Raw genomic sequence first — 15645 nt, 5'->3', positions numbered from 1 at the left:
TCAAAGAAATATCCCTTATTTTTTTCAATAATCTCTTTAAAATTTTTCACATTAAAACTTCGTGAAAAAAGTGTTGCATTTCCTGTCATTTTAATGAGTTTAAAAGTCTTCAAAATTTCTAAATTACCTCTACTTACCCGTGCCGTGCTGTTCCATGTCTTCATACTTGGACCGATAAATAATAAGGCAGTCTCTGACTGCATCAGGTTTTAGGCTATTAGGTTCCCTCTTCATCCCTAACGAGGCAATAAATTCTCCTACTCGTTCAAGACTGAGTCTTGGACGCTTTGCTTGATACTTGTACTAGACAGAGCAAAACTACAAAATTTTTAGTGACCTACCTTCATTCATAAAAAACAAAAAATACATTTGCATTTTGCAAACCGATTGGTTTATATTTGTTCTATGTTTACAAAATCAGATATTACCAGACAAGCTATTATTGAAAAATCAGCTCCTATTTTCAATACTAAGGGTTATAGTGCTACCACTATGAGTGATATTTTGTTGGCCACTGGATTAACCAAGGGTGGTGTATATGGAAATTTTGAAAGTAAAGACCAAATCGCTATTGAAGCATTTGAACATTCTATAGGTAAGCTTTTAGAAGCTTTACGCTTTAAAATCAAAAAAGAAAATACTGCCAAAGACAAACTCTTTGCTATTCTAAGTTTCTATAAAAACTATAGTATAAGTCCTTTAACAGCAGGTGGTTGCCCTCTACTCAACACTGCGATAGAATCTGACGACAATCTGCCCTTCCTCAAAGTAAAGGCACAAAAAGCACTAGATGAACTGTTAGGAGGCTTAACGTTAATCATTCGCAAAGGTATCGAGTCAAAAGAATTTAGGGATGACTTAGATGCTCAGAAGGAAGCTACATTGATATTTAGTGTTATCCAAGGTGGGCTGATGATGAGTAAATTGGCGGATAATCCCAAAATATTAAATAGCTTGTTAGAAAACCTAAAAGCTACCATTAATACACAATATTTACGCTAATTTTTTTATTCAAAAATAAACCGAACGGTTTATTTTAACTTAATTCAACACTATGTAAAACTTCTGCTTTATCTTATGGGCAACATCATTTAAAATATCAGCATGGCAAGCATAAAAAAAATATCAGCACGTTTTACAGGTCTTTATTTCAATCTGTTAGCCTTTGTGCTTCCTGAAAAGCTAAAAAAAGATGGTTTTAACCTTTTTTGTACGCCATTTTCAAAAGGGCTCAAGCCACACCATCAAGCATTTTTGATGCCTGCCTTTGGTGAAATACTTGAAGTTGACGGAAACAAAATTCAAACTTACCGTTGGGGTACTGGTTCCAAAAAAGTATTATTGGTTCATGGTTGGGCAAGTCATAGTTTCAGGTGGAAATCATATATTAAGACTTTGGTCGAACATGACTTTACAGTTTTAGCACTAGATGCTCCTGCACATGGTAACTCTACGGGTAAAATCATGAATTTAGTTATCTATGAAAGAACTTTGTCTGCATTCTTAGAAAAGCACCCCGATTTACATACCATTATCGGGCATTCAATAGGTGGCTTTGCTACTACTTATTATCTAAGTAGAAATCCAGAAGCAACCATTCAAAATGCGGTTATTTTGGCTGCTCCAGGAAAAGTAGAAGAGTTTTTTGCGTTTTATGTTCAATTCTTGGGACTTTCAAATAAAGCCATCAGGTTAATTGCTGAGCAATTTGAAAAAGAACTACATCAAAAGCCTTCGTACTTCTCAGCAATCAATTTTGCCCAACATATTAAAACAAAGGCACTCATTGTTCATTATAGAGGAGATAAATCTACCAATTATCTAGATTCAGAAAACCTCAGTCAAGTTTGGAAAGGCTCAACGCTGAAACTTACTAAGGGACTTGGGCATGAATTGAAAAGTGAAGAATTACTACAGGAGATTATCAGTTTTATACAATAAACATCATAGTAAATATTGATTAGTAATTAGTGAACATTCTGCCGTCTTGATAGCATTCAAATGATTTATTTTCAGTTACTTATGACAAACAAAAACGTTGCTTAAATTGTATTGATTACTTAAAAATTTGTTTTACAGCCGTTTTAATTTATTGAATCTTAATTTTAAAAACAGTCTTTCAAAATGAAATACGTCTTAATCATACACGAAGTAAAAGATTATCTATTGTGGAAAAAAGTCTTTGACGAAGCCGCAACCATTAGGAAACTAGCAGGCGAAATTTCTTATCAATTACTTAAATACGAACAGGATGCTAACAACATCGTACATTTTTCTGCTTGGACTTCCCTTGAAAATGCAAAGAAATTCTTTGAGTCGCCTGAGCTAATTGACATTAGAATGAAAGCAGGTGTAAAAGCTCCAGCGTTTATTTACTTAGAAAAACTAGAAGAAGGAATATTATAACTATACAATCAAGATGGAAAACAATTATTTAGATAGTGCCATTAAGCAATTTGAGTACTACAAAATGCTTGCAGAAAAAACCTTTAGCCAAGTAAGTGATGATATGCTTTTCTGGCAATACAACGAGGAAAGTAATAGTATTGCGATGATTGTAAACCACCTTGCTGGAAATATGCTTTCACGATGGTCGGATTTCTTAACAACAGATGGTGAAAAGGAATGGAGGAATAGGGATGCGGAATTTGAAAATATCATCCGCACCAAAGATGATTTAATGAATAAGTGGAATGAAGGGTGGAATTGTCTATTCAATACACTCAACACATTAACCTATGCCGATTTAGACACTATTATATATATACGAAACCAAGGGCATACCGTGCAGGAAGCCATCAACAGACAGCTTGCTCATTATCCATACCATGTTGGGCAAATTGTTTATATCGGTAAAATGGCTACTGATAACTGGCAATCTCTATCTATACCAAAAGGTAATTCGGATAGTTACAATAGCAACAAATTTTCTAAGCCAAAACAGAAAACTCATTTTACAGATGAGTACCTAAAATAATATTCAACCCATGAAAACCTTTCTATCTGCCTTCTTTCTTGTTCTTTTGCCCATTATGTTAACTGAGCAAAAGCTAACATTGGCTCAACAGGATTCAGTTTTTGTGCGTGAAAATTTCTCTAAACAAGAAGTGTATATCACTATGCGAGATGGCATTAGATTATTCACCTCTATTTATATTCCTAAAGATATTTCCATTGAAAACCCCTACCCTTTTTTAATCCACCGTACATGTTTTGGTTCTTCACCTTATGGGACTAGCAATTACCCAAAGCTCCTGTATTATTCAACCCACGTAATGCGAGAAAAATTTATTTTTGTCAAGCAAGACGTGAGAGGAAGATACATGTCTGAGGGTATTTTTACAAATATGACTCCTTACATTCCGTCGAAAAAAAATTTAAAAGACGTAGATGAATCTTCTGATGCATACGACACCATAGAATGGCTATTGAAAAACATTCCGAACAACAATGGCAATGTAGGATTATATGGCATTTCCTATACTGGCTTTTATGCCATTGCAGGTGCTTTAAGCGGACATCCTGCTATCAAAGCAGTTTCTCCACAAGCACCCATTTCAGATTTTTTCATTGAAGACTTCCACCATAATGGTGCTTTTGTTTTGGCTGTTGGCAATGCCCTGCCAGTTTTTGGTATTCCTACCCAAAAACCAACCGAAAGTCATTGGTTTCTAGCACATTTCCCTGAAATTAATAGCAACAATGGTTACAATTGGTATAAGTCAATGACCCCTCTACAAAATTTTGGAAAACTGTATTCAAATAATTTCTTTTGGAATGAAATAATTGAGCATCCTAACTATGATGATTTTTGGCAAAAACGCAGTATAATTCCCCATTTGAATCCACCTACAAAAATGCCTCCCATATTAAATGTTGGCGGTTGGTTCGATGCCGAAGATATGGTTGGTGTGTTGAATATATATAAGCAGATAGAAAAAAACAATGCTGCTGTGTCAAACACGTTGATTATGGGGCCTTTTGGTCATGGAGATTGGTCAAGAGAACAGGGACACCATTTGCAAGGAAACATCTATTTTGGGGATAGTTTAGCAACATTTTTTCAGAAAAACATCGAATTACTATTTTACAAAAAACATTTAAAAAACGTAATCGACAAAGGCACCCAATTGCCCAAAGCATACCTTTTTGATACAGGTAAAAAAGAATGGACAAATTTTGCTGAATATCCAGTTAAAGATGCTGTAGGGTTAGATTTATACCTTCATGCAGATAAAAAACTATCAGCAGTTTATCCCAAAAATGGATTTCGGCAATATGTATCCGACCCTAAGCATCCAGTTCCTTATGCGGAAGGAGTATTTGAATCTCTTGATTTCTTACCTAATTACATGAGTGACGACCAACGATTTGTTGCTCATAGAAAGGATGTGCTAACTTTTCAAACCGAAGCATTACAGGAGGATATCACCTTTATTGGCGAGATAAAGGTCAAACTAAAATTTTCAACCTCAGGAACTGACGCTGATTTTTTTGTTAAAGTTATTGACGGTTACCCTCAGAATGAACCCAATAGTCCTTATACGCCAGAAGGTATCAAATTGGCTGGCTACCAGCAGATGGTTCGTAGTGAAATAATGAGAGCAAAATTCAGAAATTCCTTCGCCCGTCCTGAACCACTTGTTCCAAACCTTAAAACTAATGTGGATTTTCGACTTCAAGATGTTTACCACACTTTTAAAAAAGGGAATAGCATCATGATTCAGATACAGTCGTCAGCCTTTCCTTTATTCGATGTTAATCCTCAAAAATTCGTAAACAATATTTATAAAGCCAATGAAAGAGATTTTCAGAAAGCAACCATAAAAATATTCAGCGAAAGTAAAATATCCGTGAACATTTTATCAAACACTATAAATGGGAAATAAAATATACATCATTGGTGCAGGAGCTGTAGGTAAAGCATTAGCAGTTTTTTTAAAATTAGAGGGCAAAGACGTATATATCATCAGGGGAAGTGTAGACAATATCCCTACACAATACGAAACAATAGCTGTTCAAATAGACCAACAAACTATTTTGAAAGCCGAAATCGAAGTGAGTTCTCTTGCTAGTCATTCAGCATTCGATGGAATATTGGTCGTCACCAATAAATCTTTTGGAAATGAAAAGCTAGCCGAAACTTTAAAGATAAGTGCTAAATACTCGCCGATAGTCCTTCTACAAAATGGACTAGGCGTAGAATCTCCGTTTCTTGAAAAAGGGTTCACAGATATACATCGATGTGTGTTGTTTACGACCTGCCAAGTAGTAGGAGAAAACCTAGTAAGGTTCAAACCCGTAGCAGTATCGCAAATTGGGATCATTAATGGTAAAGAAGATACCCTACACCATATTGTAAACCAGCTAGACAACCCAATGTTTCAATTTAGAGCAGAAGAAAACATTCAATATACTATCTGGAAAAAAGCGATTGTAAACTGTGTTTTCAATTCCATTTGCCCACTTTTAGATACTGATAATGGTATATTTTTAAGAGATAAAGGCGTTATGGATTTAGCAGAAAACGTAATTAGCGAATGTGTTAAAATTGCCAATTTATCTGGCATTGAAATAACTGAACAAGAAGTAATTGAAAGTGTATTAATGATTAGCAAGATGTCCGACGGCCAGCTTATCTCGACCTTACAAGACATTCATAATAAACGAAAAACGGAGATTGAAACACTAAATCTTGCCATAGTAGCTATTGCCCAGAAATTAGGCAAAGAGAATAATGTAGTACAAACAAAACTACTTGGCGACCTTACTAAAATAAAAGCTGAACTGAATTTTCGCGAATAAAACCTTTAGAAGCTGAGTCTTTTGAAAGGGCATTTTTCAGTAGCACGAGTTTCCAACTCGTAAAGTAATCGTTACCTTACGAGTTGGAAACTCGTGCTACTATAGAAAAACACTAGCTTGGCGTAGTGTTTTTCACTACGTCAGAGTGTCAGGCAATGTTACATTGCAGAAATGAAACGCATTTTGAAATTTTTCAAGTTCGCACTTTGTGTACCACTAGAAGGCATGGCACGCTGACGTAGTGAAAAACACTACGCCAAGCGAAGGAGACTATCGCGTAGTCTAAGACTACACCAAGAGTGAGTTGATACCGCACCGTTTAATGAATTGTTATTAATTCGCTCGCTCTTTTAAGGCAAGGATATTTCTTACGCTCTACAATATCTGCTTGTAAACCCTTATATAAACATTTAAGATCAATACCTTCTAGGTGGTAACTCCTAAAAAAAGACCTTCTATTCAACTTCTTTTCATTTGTGAAATTATATATTTCGAGATAGTCTGATAAAAAATTAAGGAAATCATTTCCATTAAAACCCAAAATTCTATAAGAGCTACCTGTTAAATGATTAATAGCCATTACCATATACTTTTCTCCAAAAACCCAAAAAAGCTGTAATTCATTATCGTTGAGTTTTCTAGTAAAATCTCGTTGGCTTAATTTATAAAATTTAAACTTAGGAGCTAATACAGATTGTGTTAATTCATATTTACCCTCTACTTTTAAAGTATCTATTTTTAAATCAATAGCTTCACTAAAGGCATTATATAATGAATCATTTTTCTGAATACTTGTATTCATTCCGCTAAAAACACTATCTGTTTTATCTAAAAATAGTTGCATTTTAAATATAGAAATTATATTGGTAGTGGACTGTCCCAAAGTTTTCAATGAAATAGTACACAGTATGATAACTATAAAGATTTTTCTCATTTCATTATTTTTTGGTCCCTCGCTTGGCGTAGTGTTTTTCACTACGTCAATGTGTCAGGCAATGTTACATTGCAAAAATGAAACGCATTTTAAAATTTTTCAAGTTCTCACTTTGTGTACCACTAGCCGTTGCCTTCTAAGAAGGCATGGCACACTGACGTAGTTAAAAACACTACGCCAAGCGAGGGGGGAAATGGTCTTGTTTATTATTCATAGATAATTAGAACGCAACTAAGTCAGAGGCACTTTTTCAACCCAATCTTCTGACATATATTTACAAACTTCATTGTAATCAGTCATATTTTTTGAGATTATTTTAAAATCTTGACTAAATTCTTCTAACCCATCAATTCTTTGATATATGTATAATATATCATCATTAGAAAACTTAACAAAATAACTTGTAAGCTCGTCCTCTTTAATTTCTGTGATATCAATATTACCATTCAATAATTTACCATAATCCAATCTTTTCCAATTTTTAAATTTATCAAACTCGTTTTTATTGATATATACAAAACTCACTGAATCAAAGAGTAATAATGTAATATTAAGGTCAAATAATATTTTAAGACCATAACTCCCTACTTCAAAAGTATAATAGATGTTTTTAAGAATTTTTTTCATACTATTTCCCCTCGCTTGCCGTAGTATTTTTCACTACCTCAGTGCATACTGCCATGTTACATGGCAAAAATGCAAAGCTTTTTATGTTTTTCAAGTTGTGTTATCTGTGTAACACTAGCCGTTGCGTTCTAATAACGCCTGAGATGCTGACGTAGTAAAACTCTACGCCAAGCGAGGGCATTCTGTATTATATCTACTAATAAATCTCTTTCTGTAAGCATTATTCTAATATATTGTGGTATCAAACTGGTCGCATCCATACAATAGGTATCGCCTTCTAAGAATGCCTGACACGCTGACGTAGTAAAACACTACGCCAAGCGAGGGGATGCTAAAACACTAAAAAATCCTCCAAACAATTTATGATGATTCAAGCTAATTTAATTTTAAAAATAATAATGATAAGTTTCTTAATTCTATATTGCTTAGGTTGTGACAATTGTCAAAAAAATATTTTTAGTATAGAAGAAATTAAAAACTTTTCAGTGAGAAAAGATGGAATCCCCCCTTCAGATGGAGGATTAATCTTATTCGTTAATGTTGGTCTAAAGAAATTGGGAGTGATACAAAAAAGTAGGTTAATTACATTATATAATGATTCTCAATATTCTAAAATTTATAATAATCCTTATAATTTTCTTTTTGAAGCCTTGAATCAAAAAATACTTTTTGATTCAAAAAATATTTTAGAAAATGGAGGTTTTATAATAAATAAAGATTGTATCCTTGAAAAGGAGTATAAAGAAAAAGGACTAAATGGAATTCTACAAAAATATTTTACTATGGAGGGTATAAATTTTTATTTAAAAAAATCAGATATCGATAGAACAAAAAAATATACTCTTTTATTCTTTTGTTTTATCAATAAATTTAAAATCCGTGAGGATGAATATATAGGTTTACATATTGTTTCTCGACCAGAGAAATAATGGTATTTTCCACCCCCCGCTTGTCGTAGTGTTTTTCACTACGTCAATGTTACATGGCAAAAATGCAAAGCTTTTTATGTTTTTCAAGTTGTGTTATCTGTATAATACTAGCCGTTGCCTTCTAAGAATGCCTGACATGTTGACGTAGAGAAATACACTACGCCAAGCGAGGGCAGTTTATTTTTTTTCAAGTAACCACTTTTTATATTCAATTATGGTTTCTGCATTATCTAAAACTTCAACATCAGGAGTTATTTTTCCAATATATTTTTTCTTTGTTCTATCTTCACAATAGGCAGTCGCTAAAAAAAGCATTGCTCCGTTTGATAATTGATAATTTTGGTTTGCTGTAGTATAACCACTTGTTCTTTTACCAAATGATTTTGAATTTTTTCTGCCTAATAATGATATTGCTGTCATTTCGCCACTACTTGCAGTTAATGTATCAATTAATATTGCTATCTTATTATTTAAGTTTTTGCATTTATAAGTATTTTTAGAATTGCTTTTCCATTTTATTGCTTTGCCTTTAGTCACGAAATATCCAACAGTGCCATCTTCAATAATTGGGTTTAGCCCTGCTAACATTGGCCACATATTTCCACCTCTATTTTCTCTTAAATCTACAACCCAGCCTTTTATGAGATGTTGTTTATCTAATAATTCGATTTGTTTTCTTAATGTATCGGCATAAATAAAATTTTCTTTCTGATTCATTGATAGATGTGTAGGTAAGAAAAGGTAACCAATTGAATTGTCAATAATTTTTGAGCATGGGTATTTTAAAGTCGTATCGTTTGATACCAATTTTTTTGATTTAGACTTATCATAATAAAATGAATGAAAGTCCCCATACTGACGTAACTTATTTAAAATTGAAGAAAAAATAATTCCACTTGAATCTACGTCATTCAATTGTGCAATTTTCGTTGAAATGTCCTCATTGAATTCTTTCCAATTTATGGAGTCTGTTACTATTGAGTATTTGTTAATGTATGTCAGTATCTCATTTGATACTTTTTTTAATTCCTCTTTATCTTTAATTTGACTAAAAGAATTAAGAGCAAACACAATTACAAAAAATATTGTCAATAGATATTTCATACGATGCATTATTTTTAAAAGTTTTTAAATTCTTGGAGTGTCCGAAATTGCCACCAATGATGGTATTGAACTTAACCTGGGCGGACGGCTAGTCTAGCTTTTACTTCTCAAGGTTCTATCTTTGCAAAAATTACAAACTATTTTTAAGATGGCAAAAAAGAAACACCGTGCTGTTCCATGTCATCAGACTTGGAACGATAAATAATAGCCAGTCTCTGACTGCATCAGGTTTTAGGCTGTTAAGTTCCACTCTTCATCCCTAACGAGGGAATTAATTCCCTCGTTAGGGATGAAGAGTGGAAAAGCCTCGCTACTTTTTATTCGGACATGTGTCTGGTCGGGAGACCAGCCACGGAAGTAAGGTTAATTAGATGGCTGAAATCTTATAAACTTCTTTTTTTAATTAGTTCCAGAAAACTCTCTCGATATGTATTACTGATAGCGATTACTCGATTGCCGATATATACATGATTATCCGCAATTTTACTTATATGATTTATGTTGATAATGAATGAAAGATGCACCCTGAAAAAATTTGAGGGAAGTTGTTGTTCTAAACTTTTCATTCTACGATATAACAAGACTGGTCGATGGGGTGTCACTAATTTTACATACTCTTTTTCTCCTTCGAAATACAAAATATCGTTAATGGCAATTTTCTCGATAAGCTTTCCAGATTTCACAAAAAAGTATTCTGGGTGAATTTCTTCATCACCCAGTTTCTTCAACAAATCATTATTTTTTAAAAATTCATTATTAATCTTTTCAGCACACTTTAAAAATCTTTGCAGGGTTAGCGGTTTCAACATATAGTCAATCGTAGCAAACTCAAAACTCTCCATAGCATGTTCTGCATAGGCAGTTACAAACACAATTTTTATATTTTTGGGCAAAAATTGTGCTAATTCCATACCTGTTAAACCTGGCATATTGATATCCAAAAAAATAACATCTACTTCTTGTTGTTTCAACAATGAAATTACTTCAAGTGCATGATAACATTTTCCTACTAGTTGCCAATTAGTTGCTTGTTGAACATACATTTCAATCAAACCTATGGCAGCAGGTTCATCATCCACAATAAGGCAACGTATGTTTTTCATAATGGTATCACTAAAGTGGCTGTAAAATTACTTGTTGTCTTTTTGATAGATAGCTCAAAATTAGATGAGTATATTAATGCTAAGCGACGTTCAAGATTGAACAAACCAGAACCCGATTTTTGGGTAACAGAAATGGCTGGTAAACTATTTTGAGTTATGAAAATCAATTGCTGCCCTTCTTGCTTCAAAGATATGATAACTTCATTTTGGGGAGAAGTTTTGTCAATACCGTGTTTGAAAATATTTTCAATAAAAGTAATCAACAGCATGGGGGGAATCATGGTATTTTCTGAGACTGAACGAGTAAATTGTATCGAAGGAGGATAACGCATCCTGATTAGTTCCAAATCAATATAATGGTCGATAAACTGTAATTCTTTATTCAGTAATACTTTTTCTTGGTGACTTTCTTCGGTAAAATACCGCATCATGTCAGATAGCTTTTCGATTAGTTGTGCTGTAAGTGGCGATTCTTTGACGGCCTCGAAGTAAATATTATTCAGCGTATTAAACAAAAAATGAGGTTGTACTCTCGACTGTAATAAATCTAATGCGGCTTTCTGGTTTTCCATTTTAAGCATGGTGGCTGTTTGAGAAACCAAACGATAACGCAAAATTAGTAATAGCACAAAGCTAAATAAGAAAATAAACAAGTTACCAATCAACACAGTACTGTATTGTTTAAGTAAAATGGGTTCTGATTTTCCCGAAAAAAAATAGGTATAAACCCATCCAGACACTTGTGCTCGCAAAAATGTAAGCAATACCAGCCAGAGTAAACAAGCAAAGGTATAAATGAATATTCCTTGCTTGAAGTATAGCCACGGAATGAATACATATACATTAGAGTACACAATTAAAATATAAAAAAATAAAGCTAGTAAAGTAAAAGTCAGTGATTCTGTGAAGCCATCTCTGGATAGGGCACCTAAAAGACTAAGCATAAAAACCAACGACCAACCGATTACGTGCCATACCCAATCGCTATAATGTTTAATACCTATCAACATAGTATAAAAATAAACTAGATATTACTTTAGAAGATGGTTTTTTCAACCAATGACATCATTTATTCAACCAAATACTACAAATAGACGCAAATCGCATTGGTTAAAATAAAAGCGTAATCGGTTGAATAAGTTTGTTGTCTTTTCTTATCCTAAACAGATTTGTAAAGTTATTACAATCAATTTCTAATTTTTATTTATTATTATGAAACATATCATATTTTTATTCTTGTTCTTATTGTTGAGCAACATGAAAAGCTTGGGACAAATTGACACTATTACTGCCACCAACAGTAAACTCAACCTCAAGCGATTACAAGAAGGTAAAGCTACTTACTTGGTTTATTTCACAGACAGTAATTTCGTGCGAAAAGGAGTTGGAGACATTTGGGAAAGAAACACTCATTTTTCGACCCTTAATAATAAACCTGTAGTAGAATTTGGCTGGAAATGGATTAATAAAGATACTGTTATAGCTAATGTGATTAACATCTGTGAAAAAGCAACGATGAAGCCTATTTTTCACAAAGCTAATTATGGAAAAAGAGGTATCATAGCGTATGATTTTGTTGGAAAAGAGATGATAGCATCAGACACTGTAGCAAATAATAAAGTCCTTAAAAACCCAAAAATCACGCTAAATATCCCTATTTTAAACTGGGAACTAGATTTGGAGACTTATCCTTTACTTCCTATTAAAAAAATTGGGCAACAATTTCTGATTTCGTTCATGGATGCCAACAGTCCCATTCCAGCTTATCACTTGTATGAAGTAATAGGGAAAGAAGCCATAGCTGTCAATATTGATACAAAGACAAATTGTTGGATATTAAAGCATACAGATGCTACTCATCCTAATTATTATGCCCTTTTTTATCTTTCCGAAAAAAGTGGTGAAGTAATTAAAATGAAAGAATACTTTCAAGGAATGTATCGTTTTAAAGTTAAATTATATTGATACATTTCCCGAATATTCCATTAGTATGCCGATGTGCAATTGATAAACTTCCACTCTTCATCCCTAACGAGGGAATTATTAAGATTCATGAAATAATCGTTCTTTTAGCCTTTGTTGACTACACATCAAAATCATGATGACGTAGGATTGTTGAACATAGAGGACTTTCTTGGAACAATCTGTAAAAACATTAACCAAAATACAAAAGGAACGGTTATTTTATGAAAGCTAATAATTCCCTCGTTAGGGATTAAGAGTGGACAAACTCACTGCTTTCTGTTTATAAACTTACTTTCATTTATAATGATATGTTGTTGGTGAACTAATACCAACAAAGACGGAAAAATAACCTCAATTTTAATTAGCAATGTTTTAAATAATCAACTAGTCTTCTACTAGATTAGAAATGTCATCATCGTTCCTTATCAATTCTTTCATAAATGAATAACTATCTTGTTGTAAATTCATTGTTTTCCCAATCCTAGAAATGGAGTTATAAACCTCATTACTTATTTCAATATCGTATTCATACATTTGTGTTATTATCGTATCAAAACATAATTCATACTCATTGTGGACTAAATAATCTTTGGCATTTTCTAAATTATTCTCATTTAATCCAAGAACTCTTGACACCTCAATTAATCCTAATAAAGAGTTTATTAATTTTTTCATGATATTATTTATTAGGAAACCTATTATGATATTTGTAGGAGTAATAATTACTTTAGTCTTGTCGCCATGCTGGTTAAAGTCTTTTTAGCTTCGTCAGATACTTGATGAGTATTCCCTGAGACTGGCTTTCGCACAAATAGCAAGTCTAGGCGACCCCGACTAGGCGAGGGCATGAAAAACCTCAACTATGTTAAAAATAATAAAACTATATAAAATGTTCAGATTCCTATTTTTTTATACTCTATCAGTCATTACTTTTTGTGATTTCTCATGTATTGGTCAGCAAAGCTTCTCTGGTAGAATTATAGAATCAAACTCTAATGATAAGGGTATTCCAAACGTTACAATCAGTGTTGTTAAGAAAAACTATTATTCAATAACAAACGAAAATGGTTTTTTCAAATTTGACTGCAATAAATGTACTGATTCAGATAGTATTCGGTTTAGTTCTGTAGGATTTGAACAGGCTTCTTTTTCTATACAATCTTTGCCTAAAAATGCAATGATTAAATTAAAGGAATCTAATACCATATTAAGCGAAGTTAAAGTAAGTTCCAAAAATAATTTTTTTATCGATATAGGCAATATAGATAAAAAGTCTAGTAGCTCTTTAGGAAGTGGGTTTATGAATTTTGGAGAAGAGCTAGCACTTCAATTACCTTCACTAAACATACAGGAAGCCTATATTACTAAAGTTAGATTCTTTTTTAGAAAAATCCCAACCGAGAAGAATGGATATAAAGAACCTTTTAAATTAAATCTTTATGCTGTAAATGAGAACAACGGAATGCCATGTATTTCATTATTACCTGAAGATATTCTTATAAGAGCTGAAAAGTCAAATAAGTGGTTTGAAATAGATATTTCTAAATATCAAATATCGTATCCTCCAAATGGAATTTTCATAAGTATGAAGATATTGGATGAAGATGAATATGCTTATAAAGCATATCTAGAATCTGTGTATAGTGTAGTTGAAAAAAAGAGGATTACTAAAAAAAGATACTTAATCCCTCACTTGTGTAACTCTGTCAATATATACAAAAATCTAAAAAATTGGAAGTTCTCTAAGGTTAGTAAAAACTGGCAAAAAATTGATAATTCCTTTGGTACGTTTATGATGGGGTTAAAGTTAAATGTTTTTGAATAATGAAGTATTTGCCCGTGTTGCCTCGCTTGGTGTAGTGTTTTTCACTACGTCAGAGTGTCTTGCAAAAAGCGATAGCATTTTGCAGTAGCACGAGTTTCCAACTCGTAAATTAACGATTGCTTTACGAGTTGGAAACTCGTGCTACTGTATAAAAACCAAAAGCCGAAGACCGAAAGCTGATAACCGAAAGCCACTACCTACGCCCAAACCTGCGTACCTTCCGTACAGTTTTTACACATTTCTATTTCCGAACGAGAGCGAATCAACGTTTGTCTAAACTGCTGATATGATTTCCCATGCCATAGTTCAGTAAAAGTCTGGGTTTTCATATCGCCTAAACGGTGGTGTGCATCTTTATCAAAGCAACAAGGTACTACTAACCCGTCCCAAGTAATTACGCACGAATGCCACATTTTCCAGCAATGATTAATCAATTCATTTTTAATACTATAGCTTCCGTCGCTTTGCTTTTTGTAACGTGCATATTTGTCGATTGTCGGAATCAGGTCAGAACCATTTTCATAATCATAAATCTGGGCAGTTTTTAAACCTACTTCATCCACACCTAACTCTTTAGCCAATTGCTTTACTTCATCAATTTGGTGTTCGTTAGGCCGTACAACCAAAAACTGAAAAACAATGTGAGGTGTACTAGACTTTAGCTCCTTTTTCCACTTAACAATATGCTTAGTTCCTTCTATTACCTTCGATAACTTCCCTCCTACACGGTATTGTTCATAAGTTTCTTGACTAGTGCCATCAATCGAAATAATCAGTCTATCCAAACCCGATTCCACCGTTTTTTTAGCATTGGCATCTGTTAAATAATGCGCATTGGTCGAGGTGGCTGTATAAACTCCTTTTTTAGCCGCGTAACCCACCAAATCCAAAAATTGTGGATGTAGGTATGGTTCGCCTTGAAAATAAAAGATTAAATAAAGTAACGTACTTTCTAGTTCGTCAAGGGTTCTTTTGAATAAATTGCCCTCTAGCATTCCTGTGGGTCTGGTAAAAGAACGCAGTCCACTTGGGCATTCGGGACAACGCAAGTTGCAAGAAGTAGTAGGTTCAAAAGAAATACTAATGGGCATTCCCCATTGCGTTGGTCTTCCCAAAAGTTTAGAATTATAAAAACTAGTAGCCACTTTTAACCCATTCCAAATGCGCTTTGGGGTAAGTTTCGAGAGTAGGTTTAGTCCATCTTTAAGGTTTCCGTTCATCTTGTCTGTTGTACAAAGTATTATGCAAGATACCGCCAAATGGCTGAAATGCCAAATTAAGGTATCAGGACAAAGTAACACACGTTTGTCCAAATAAAGTAGTAATTTATTTAACGAAATTCCCCGCTTAAAA

General features: G+C 33.4%; 17 protein-coding genes. 9 read left to right on the top strand and 8 right to left on the bottom strand.

The window, feature by feature from the left end; genetic code table 11:
* Positions 1–203 (bottom strand): hypothetical protein (locus J2Y60_RS17980; RefSeq protein WP_309921129.1); only part of this gene is annotated, 203 nt, incomplete at its 3' end.
* Positions 204–405: 202 nt separating this feature from the next.
* Between J2Y60_RS17980 and J2Y60_RS17975 the strand changes: the two genes are divergently transcribed.
* The 6 genes from J2Y60_RS17975 to J2Y60_RS17950 all read left to right on the top strand — a co-directional run bounded on the left by J2Y60_RS17975 (position 406) and on the right by J2Y60_RS17950 (position 5805).
* Positions 406–1002 carry a TetR/AcrR family transcriptional regulator gene (locus J2Y60_RS17975; RefSeq protein WP_309921132.1) on the top strand — a complete coding sequence of 199 codons (597 nt, stop codon included), beginning with the start codon at positions 406–408 and terminating at the stop codon, positions 1000–1002.
* A 102-nt stretch (positions 1003–1104) separates the two neighbouring features.
* A complete protein-coding gene (locus tag J2Y60_RS17970; RefSeq protein ID WP_309921135.1) occupies positions 1105–1941 on the top strand; it encodes an alpha/beta hydrolase in 837 nt (278 codons plus the stop codon).
* Positions 1942–2124: 183 nt separating this feature from the next.
* On the top strand, positions 2125–2406 hold the full coding sequence (locus J2Y60_RS17965) for a hypothetical protein (protein ID WP_309921138.1): 282 nt from the start codon (positions 2125–2127) through the stop codon (positions 2404–2406).
* A 13-nt stretch (positions 2407–2419) separates the two neighbouring features.
* Positions 2420–2977: a DUF1572 domain-containing protein gene (locus J2Y60_RS17960; protein WP_309921141.1), complete on the top strand. Its 558-nt coding sequence runs from the start codon at positions 2420–2422 to the stop codon at positions 2975–2977.
* Positions 2978–2987: 10 nt separating this feature from the next.
* Positions 2988–4889 (top strand): CocE/NonD family hydrolase, encoded by a 1902-nt coding sequence (locus J2Y60_RS17955; RefSeq protein WP_309921143.1) that lies wholly within the window; start codon positions 2988–2990, stop codon positions 4887–4889.
* Entirely contained in the window at positions 4879–5805 is a 927-nt protein-coding gene (locus J2Y60_RS17950) for a 2-dehydropantoate 2-reductase (RefSeq protein ID WP_309921146.1), read from the top strand. The genes J2Y60_RS17955 and J2Y60_RS17950 overlap by 11 nt, the downstream gene beginning before the upstream one ends.
* A 319-nt stretch (positions 5806–6124) precedes the next feature.
* Here J2Y60_RS17950 and J2Y60_RS17945 read toward each other — a convergent pair whose 3' ends face one another.
* Both J2Y60_RS17945 and J2Y60_RS17940 read right to left on the bottom strand, forming a co-directional pair.
* Entirely contained in the window at positions 6125–6739 is a 615-nt protein-coding gene (locus tag J2Y60_RS17945) for a hypothetical protein (RefSeq protein ID WP_309921149.1), read from the bottom strand.
* Positions 6740–6970: 231 nt separating this feature from the next.
* The gene (locus tag J2Y60_RS17940) at positions 6971–7366 is read right to left on the bottom strand and encodes a hypothetical protein (protein WP_309921152.1); all 396 of its coding nucleotides are present in this window, start codon (positions 7364–7366) and stop codon (positions 6971–6973) included.
* A 362-nt stretch (positions 7367–7728) separates the two neighbouring features.
* Here J2Y60_RS17940 and J2Y60_RS17935 point away from each other — a divergent pair, with 362 nt between their 5' ends.
* The gene (locus tag J2Y60_RS17935) at positions 7729–8295 is read left to right on the top strand and encodes a hypothetical protein (RefSeq protein ID WP_309921155.1); all 567 of its coding nucleotides are present in this window, start codon (positions 7729–7731) and stop codon (positions 8293–8295) included.
* A 177-nt stretch (positions 8296–8472) separates the two neighbouring features.
* Here the strand turns inward: J2Y60_RS17935 and J2Y60_RS17930 are convergent, their stop codons facing one another.
* The 3 genes from J2Y60_RS17930 to J2Y60_RS17920 all read right to left on the bottom strand — a co-directional run bounded on the left by J2Y60_RS17930 (position 8473) and on the right by J2Y60_RS17920 (position 11512).
* Positions 8473–9399: a S41 family peptidase gene (locus J2Y60_RS17930; protein ID WP_309921158.1), complete on the bottom strand. Its 927-nt coding sequence runs from the start codon at positions 9397–9399 to the stop codon at positions 8473–8475.
* A 383-nt stretch (positions 9400–9782) separates the two neighbouring features.
* Positions 9783–10502, bottom strand: coding sequence for a LytTR family DNA-binding domain-containing protein (locus J2Y60_RS17925; RefSeq protein WP_309921160.1), 720 nt, complete (start codon positions 10500–10502; stop codon positions 9783–9785).
* On the bottom strand, positions 10499–11512 hold the full coding sequence (locus J2Y60_RS17920) for a histidine kinase (RefSeq protein ID WP_309921163.1): 1014 nt from the start codon (positions 11510–11512) through the stop codon (positions 10499–10501). The genes J2Y60_RS17925 and J2Y60_RS17920 overlap by 4 nt, the downstream gene beginning before the upstream one ends.
* 202 nt (positions 11513–11714) lie before the next feature.
* Between J2Y60_RS17920 and J2Y60_RS17915 the strand changes: the two genes are divergently transcribed.
* Positions 11715–12467, top strand: coding sequence for a hypothetical protein (locus J2Y60_RS17915; protein WP_309921166.1), 753 nt, complete (start codon positions 11715–11717; stop codon positions 12465–12467).
* Between the two features lie 384 nt (positions 12468–12851).
* On the opposite strand, the gene J2Y60_RS17910 is transcribed toward J2Y60_RS17915, so the two are convergent.
* The gene (locus J2Y60_RS17910) at positions 12852–13142 is read right to left on the bottom strand and encodes a MafI family immunity protein (RefSeq protein WP_309921169.1); all 291 of its coding nucleotides are present in this window, start codon (positions 13140–13142) and stop codon (positions 12852–12854) included.
* A gap of 214 nt (positions 13143–13356) precedes the next feature.
* Between J2Y60_RS17910 and J2Y60_RS17905 the strand changes: the two genes are divergently transcribed.
* Positions 13357–14292 carry a carboxypeptidase-like regulatory domain-containing protein gene (locus tag J2Y60_RS17905; RefSeq protein WP_309994707.1) on the top strand — a complete coding sequence of 312 codons (936 nt, stop codon included), beginning with the start codon at positions 13357–13359 and terminating at the stop codon, positions 14290–14292.
* Between the two features lie 197 nt (positions 14293–14489).
* On the opposite strand, the gene J2Y60_RS17900 is transcribed toward J2Y60_RS17905, so the two are convergent.
* A complete protein-coding gene (locus J2Y60_RS17900) occupies positions 14490–15512 on the bottom strand; it encodes an SPASM domain-containing protein (protein WP_309921175.1) in 1023 nt (340 codons plus the stop codon).
* Positions 15513–15645: the final 133 nt, after the last annotated feature.

Source organism: Arcicella sp. BE140, from assembly GCF_031456255.1.
Lineage (GTDB): Bacteria > Bacteroidota > Bacteroidia > Cytophagales > Spirosomataceae > Arcicella > Arcicella aquatica.
This window is presented reverse-complemented; position numbering and strand designations above follow the sequence as displayed.

Excerpts from the sequence above, each read along its gene's own strand:
- J2Y60_RS17975 (WP_309921132.1), top strand. The coding sequence starts at position 406 with ATGTTTACAAAATCAGATATTACCAGACAAGCTATTATTGAAAAATCA.
- J2Y60_RS17970 (WP_309921135.1), top strand. The coding sequence starts at position 1,105 with ATGGCAAGCATAAAAAAAATATCAGCACGTTTTACAGGTCTTTATTTC.
- J2Y60_RS17965 (WP_309921138.1), top strand. The coding sequence starts at position 2,125 with ATGAAATACGTCTTAATCATACACGAAGTAAAAGATTATCTATTGTGG.
- J2Y60_RS17960 (WP_309921141.1), top strand. The coding sequence starts at position 2,420 with ATGGAAAACAATTATTTAGATAGTGCCATTAAGCAATTTGAGTACTAC.
- J2Y60_RS17955 (WP_309921143.1), top strand. The coding sequence starts at position 2,988 with ATGAAAACCTTTCTATCTGCCTTCTTTCTTGTTCTTTTGCCCATTATG.
- J2Y60_RS17950 (WP_309921146.1), top strand. The coding sequence starts at position 4,879 with ATGGGAAATAAAATATACATCATTGGTGCAGGAGCTGTAGGTAAAGCA.
- J2Y60_RS17945 (WP_309921149.1), bottom strand. The coding sequence starts at position 6,739 with ATGAGAAAAATCTTTATAGTTATCATACTGTGTACTATTTCATTGAAA.
- J2Y60_RS17940 (WP_309921152.1), bottom strand. The coding sequence starts at position 7,366 with ATGAAAAAAATTCTTAAAAACATCTATTATACTTTTGAAGTAGGGAGT.
- J2Y60_RS17935 (WP_309921155.1), top strand. The coding sequence starts at position 7,729 with ATGATGATTCAAGCTAATTTAATTTTAAAAATAATAATGATAAGTTTC.
- J2Y60_RS17930 (WP_309921158.1), bottom strand. The coding sequence starts at position 9,399 with ATGAAATATCTATTGACAATATTTTTTGTAATTGTGTTTGCTCTTAAT.
- J2Y60_RS17925 (WP_309921160.1), bottom strand. The coding sequence starts at position 10,502 with ATGAAAAACATACGTTGCCTTATTGTGGATGATGAACCTGCTGCCATA.
- J2Y60_RS17920 (WP_309921163.1), bottom strand. The coding sequence starts at position 11,512 with ATGTTGATAGGTATTAAACATTATAGCGATTGGGTATGGCACGTAATC.
- J2Y60_RS17915 (WP_309921166.1), top strand. The coding sequence starts at position 11,715 with ATGAAACATATCATATTTTTATTCTTGTTCTTATTGTTGAGCAACATG.
- J2Y60_RS17910 (WP_309921169.1), bottom strand. The coding sequence starts at position 13,142 with ATGAAAAAATTAATAAACTCTTTATTAGGATTAATTGAGGTGTCAAGA.
- J2Y60_RS17905 (WP_309994707.1), top strand. The coding sequence starts at position 13,357 with ATGTTCAGATTCCTATTTTTTTATACTCTATCAGTCATTACTTTTTGT.
- J2Y60_RS17900 (WP_309921175.1), bottom strand. The coding sequence starts at position 15,512 with ATGAACGGAAACCTTAAAGATGGACTAAACCTACTCTCGAAACTTACC.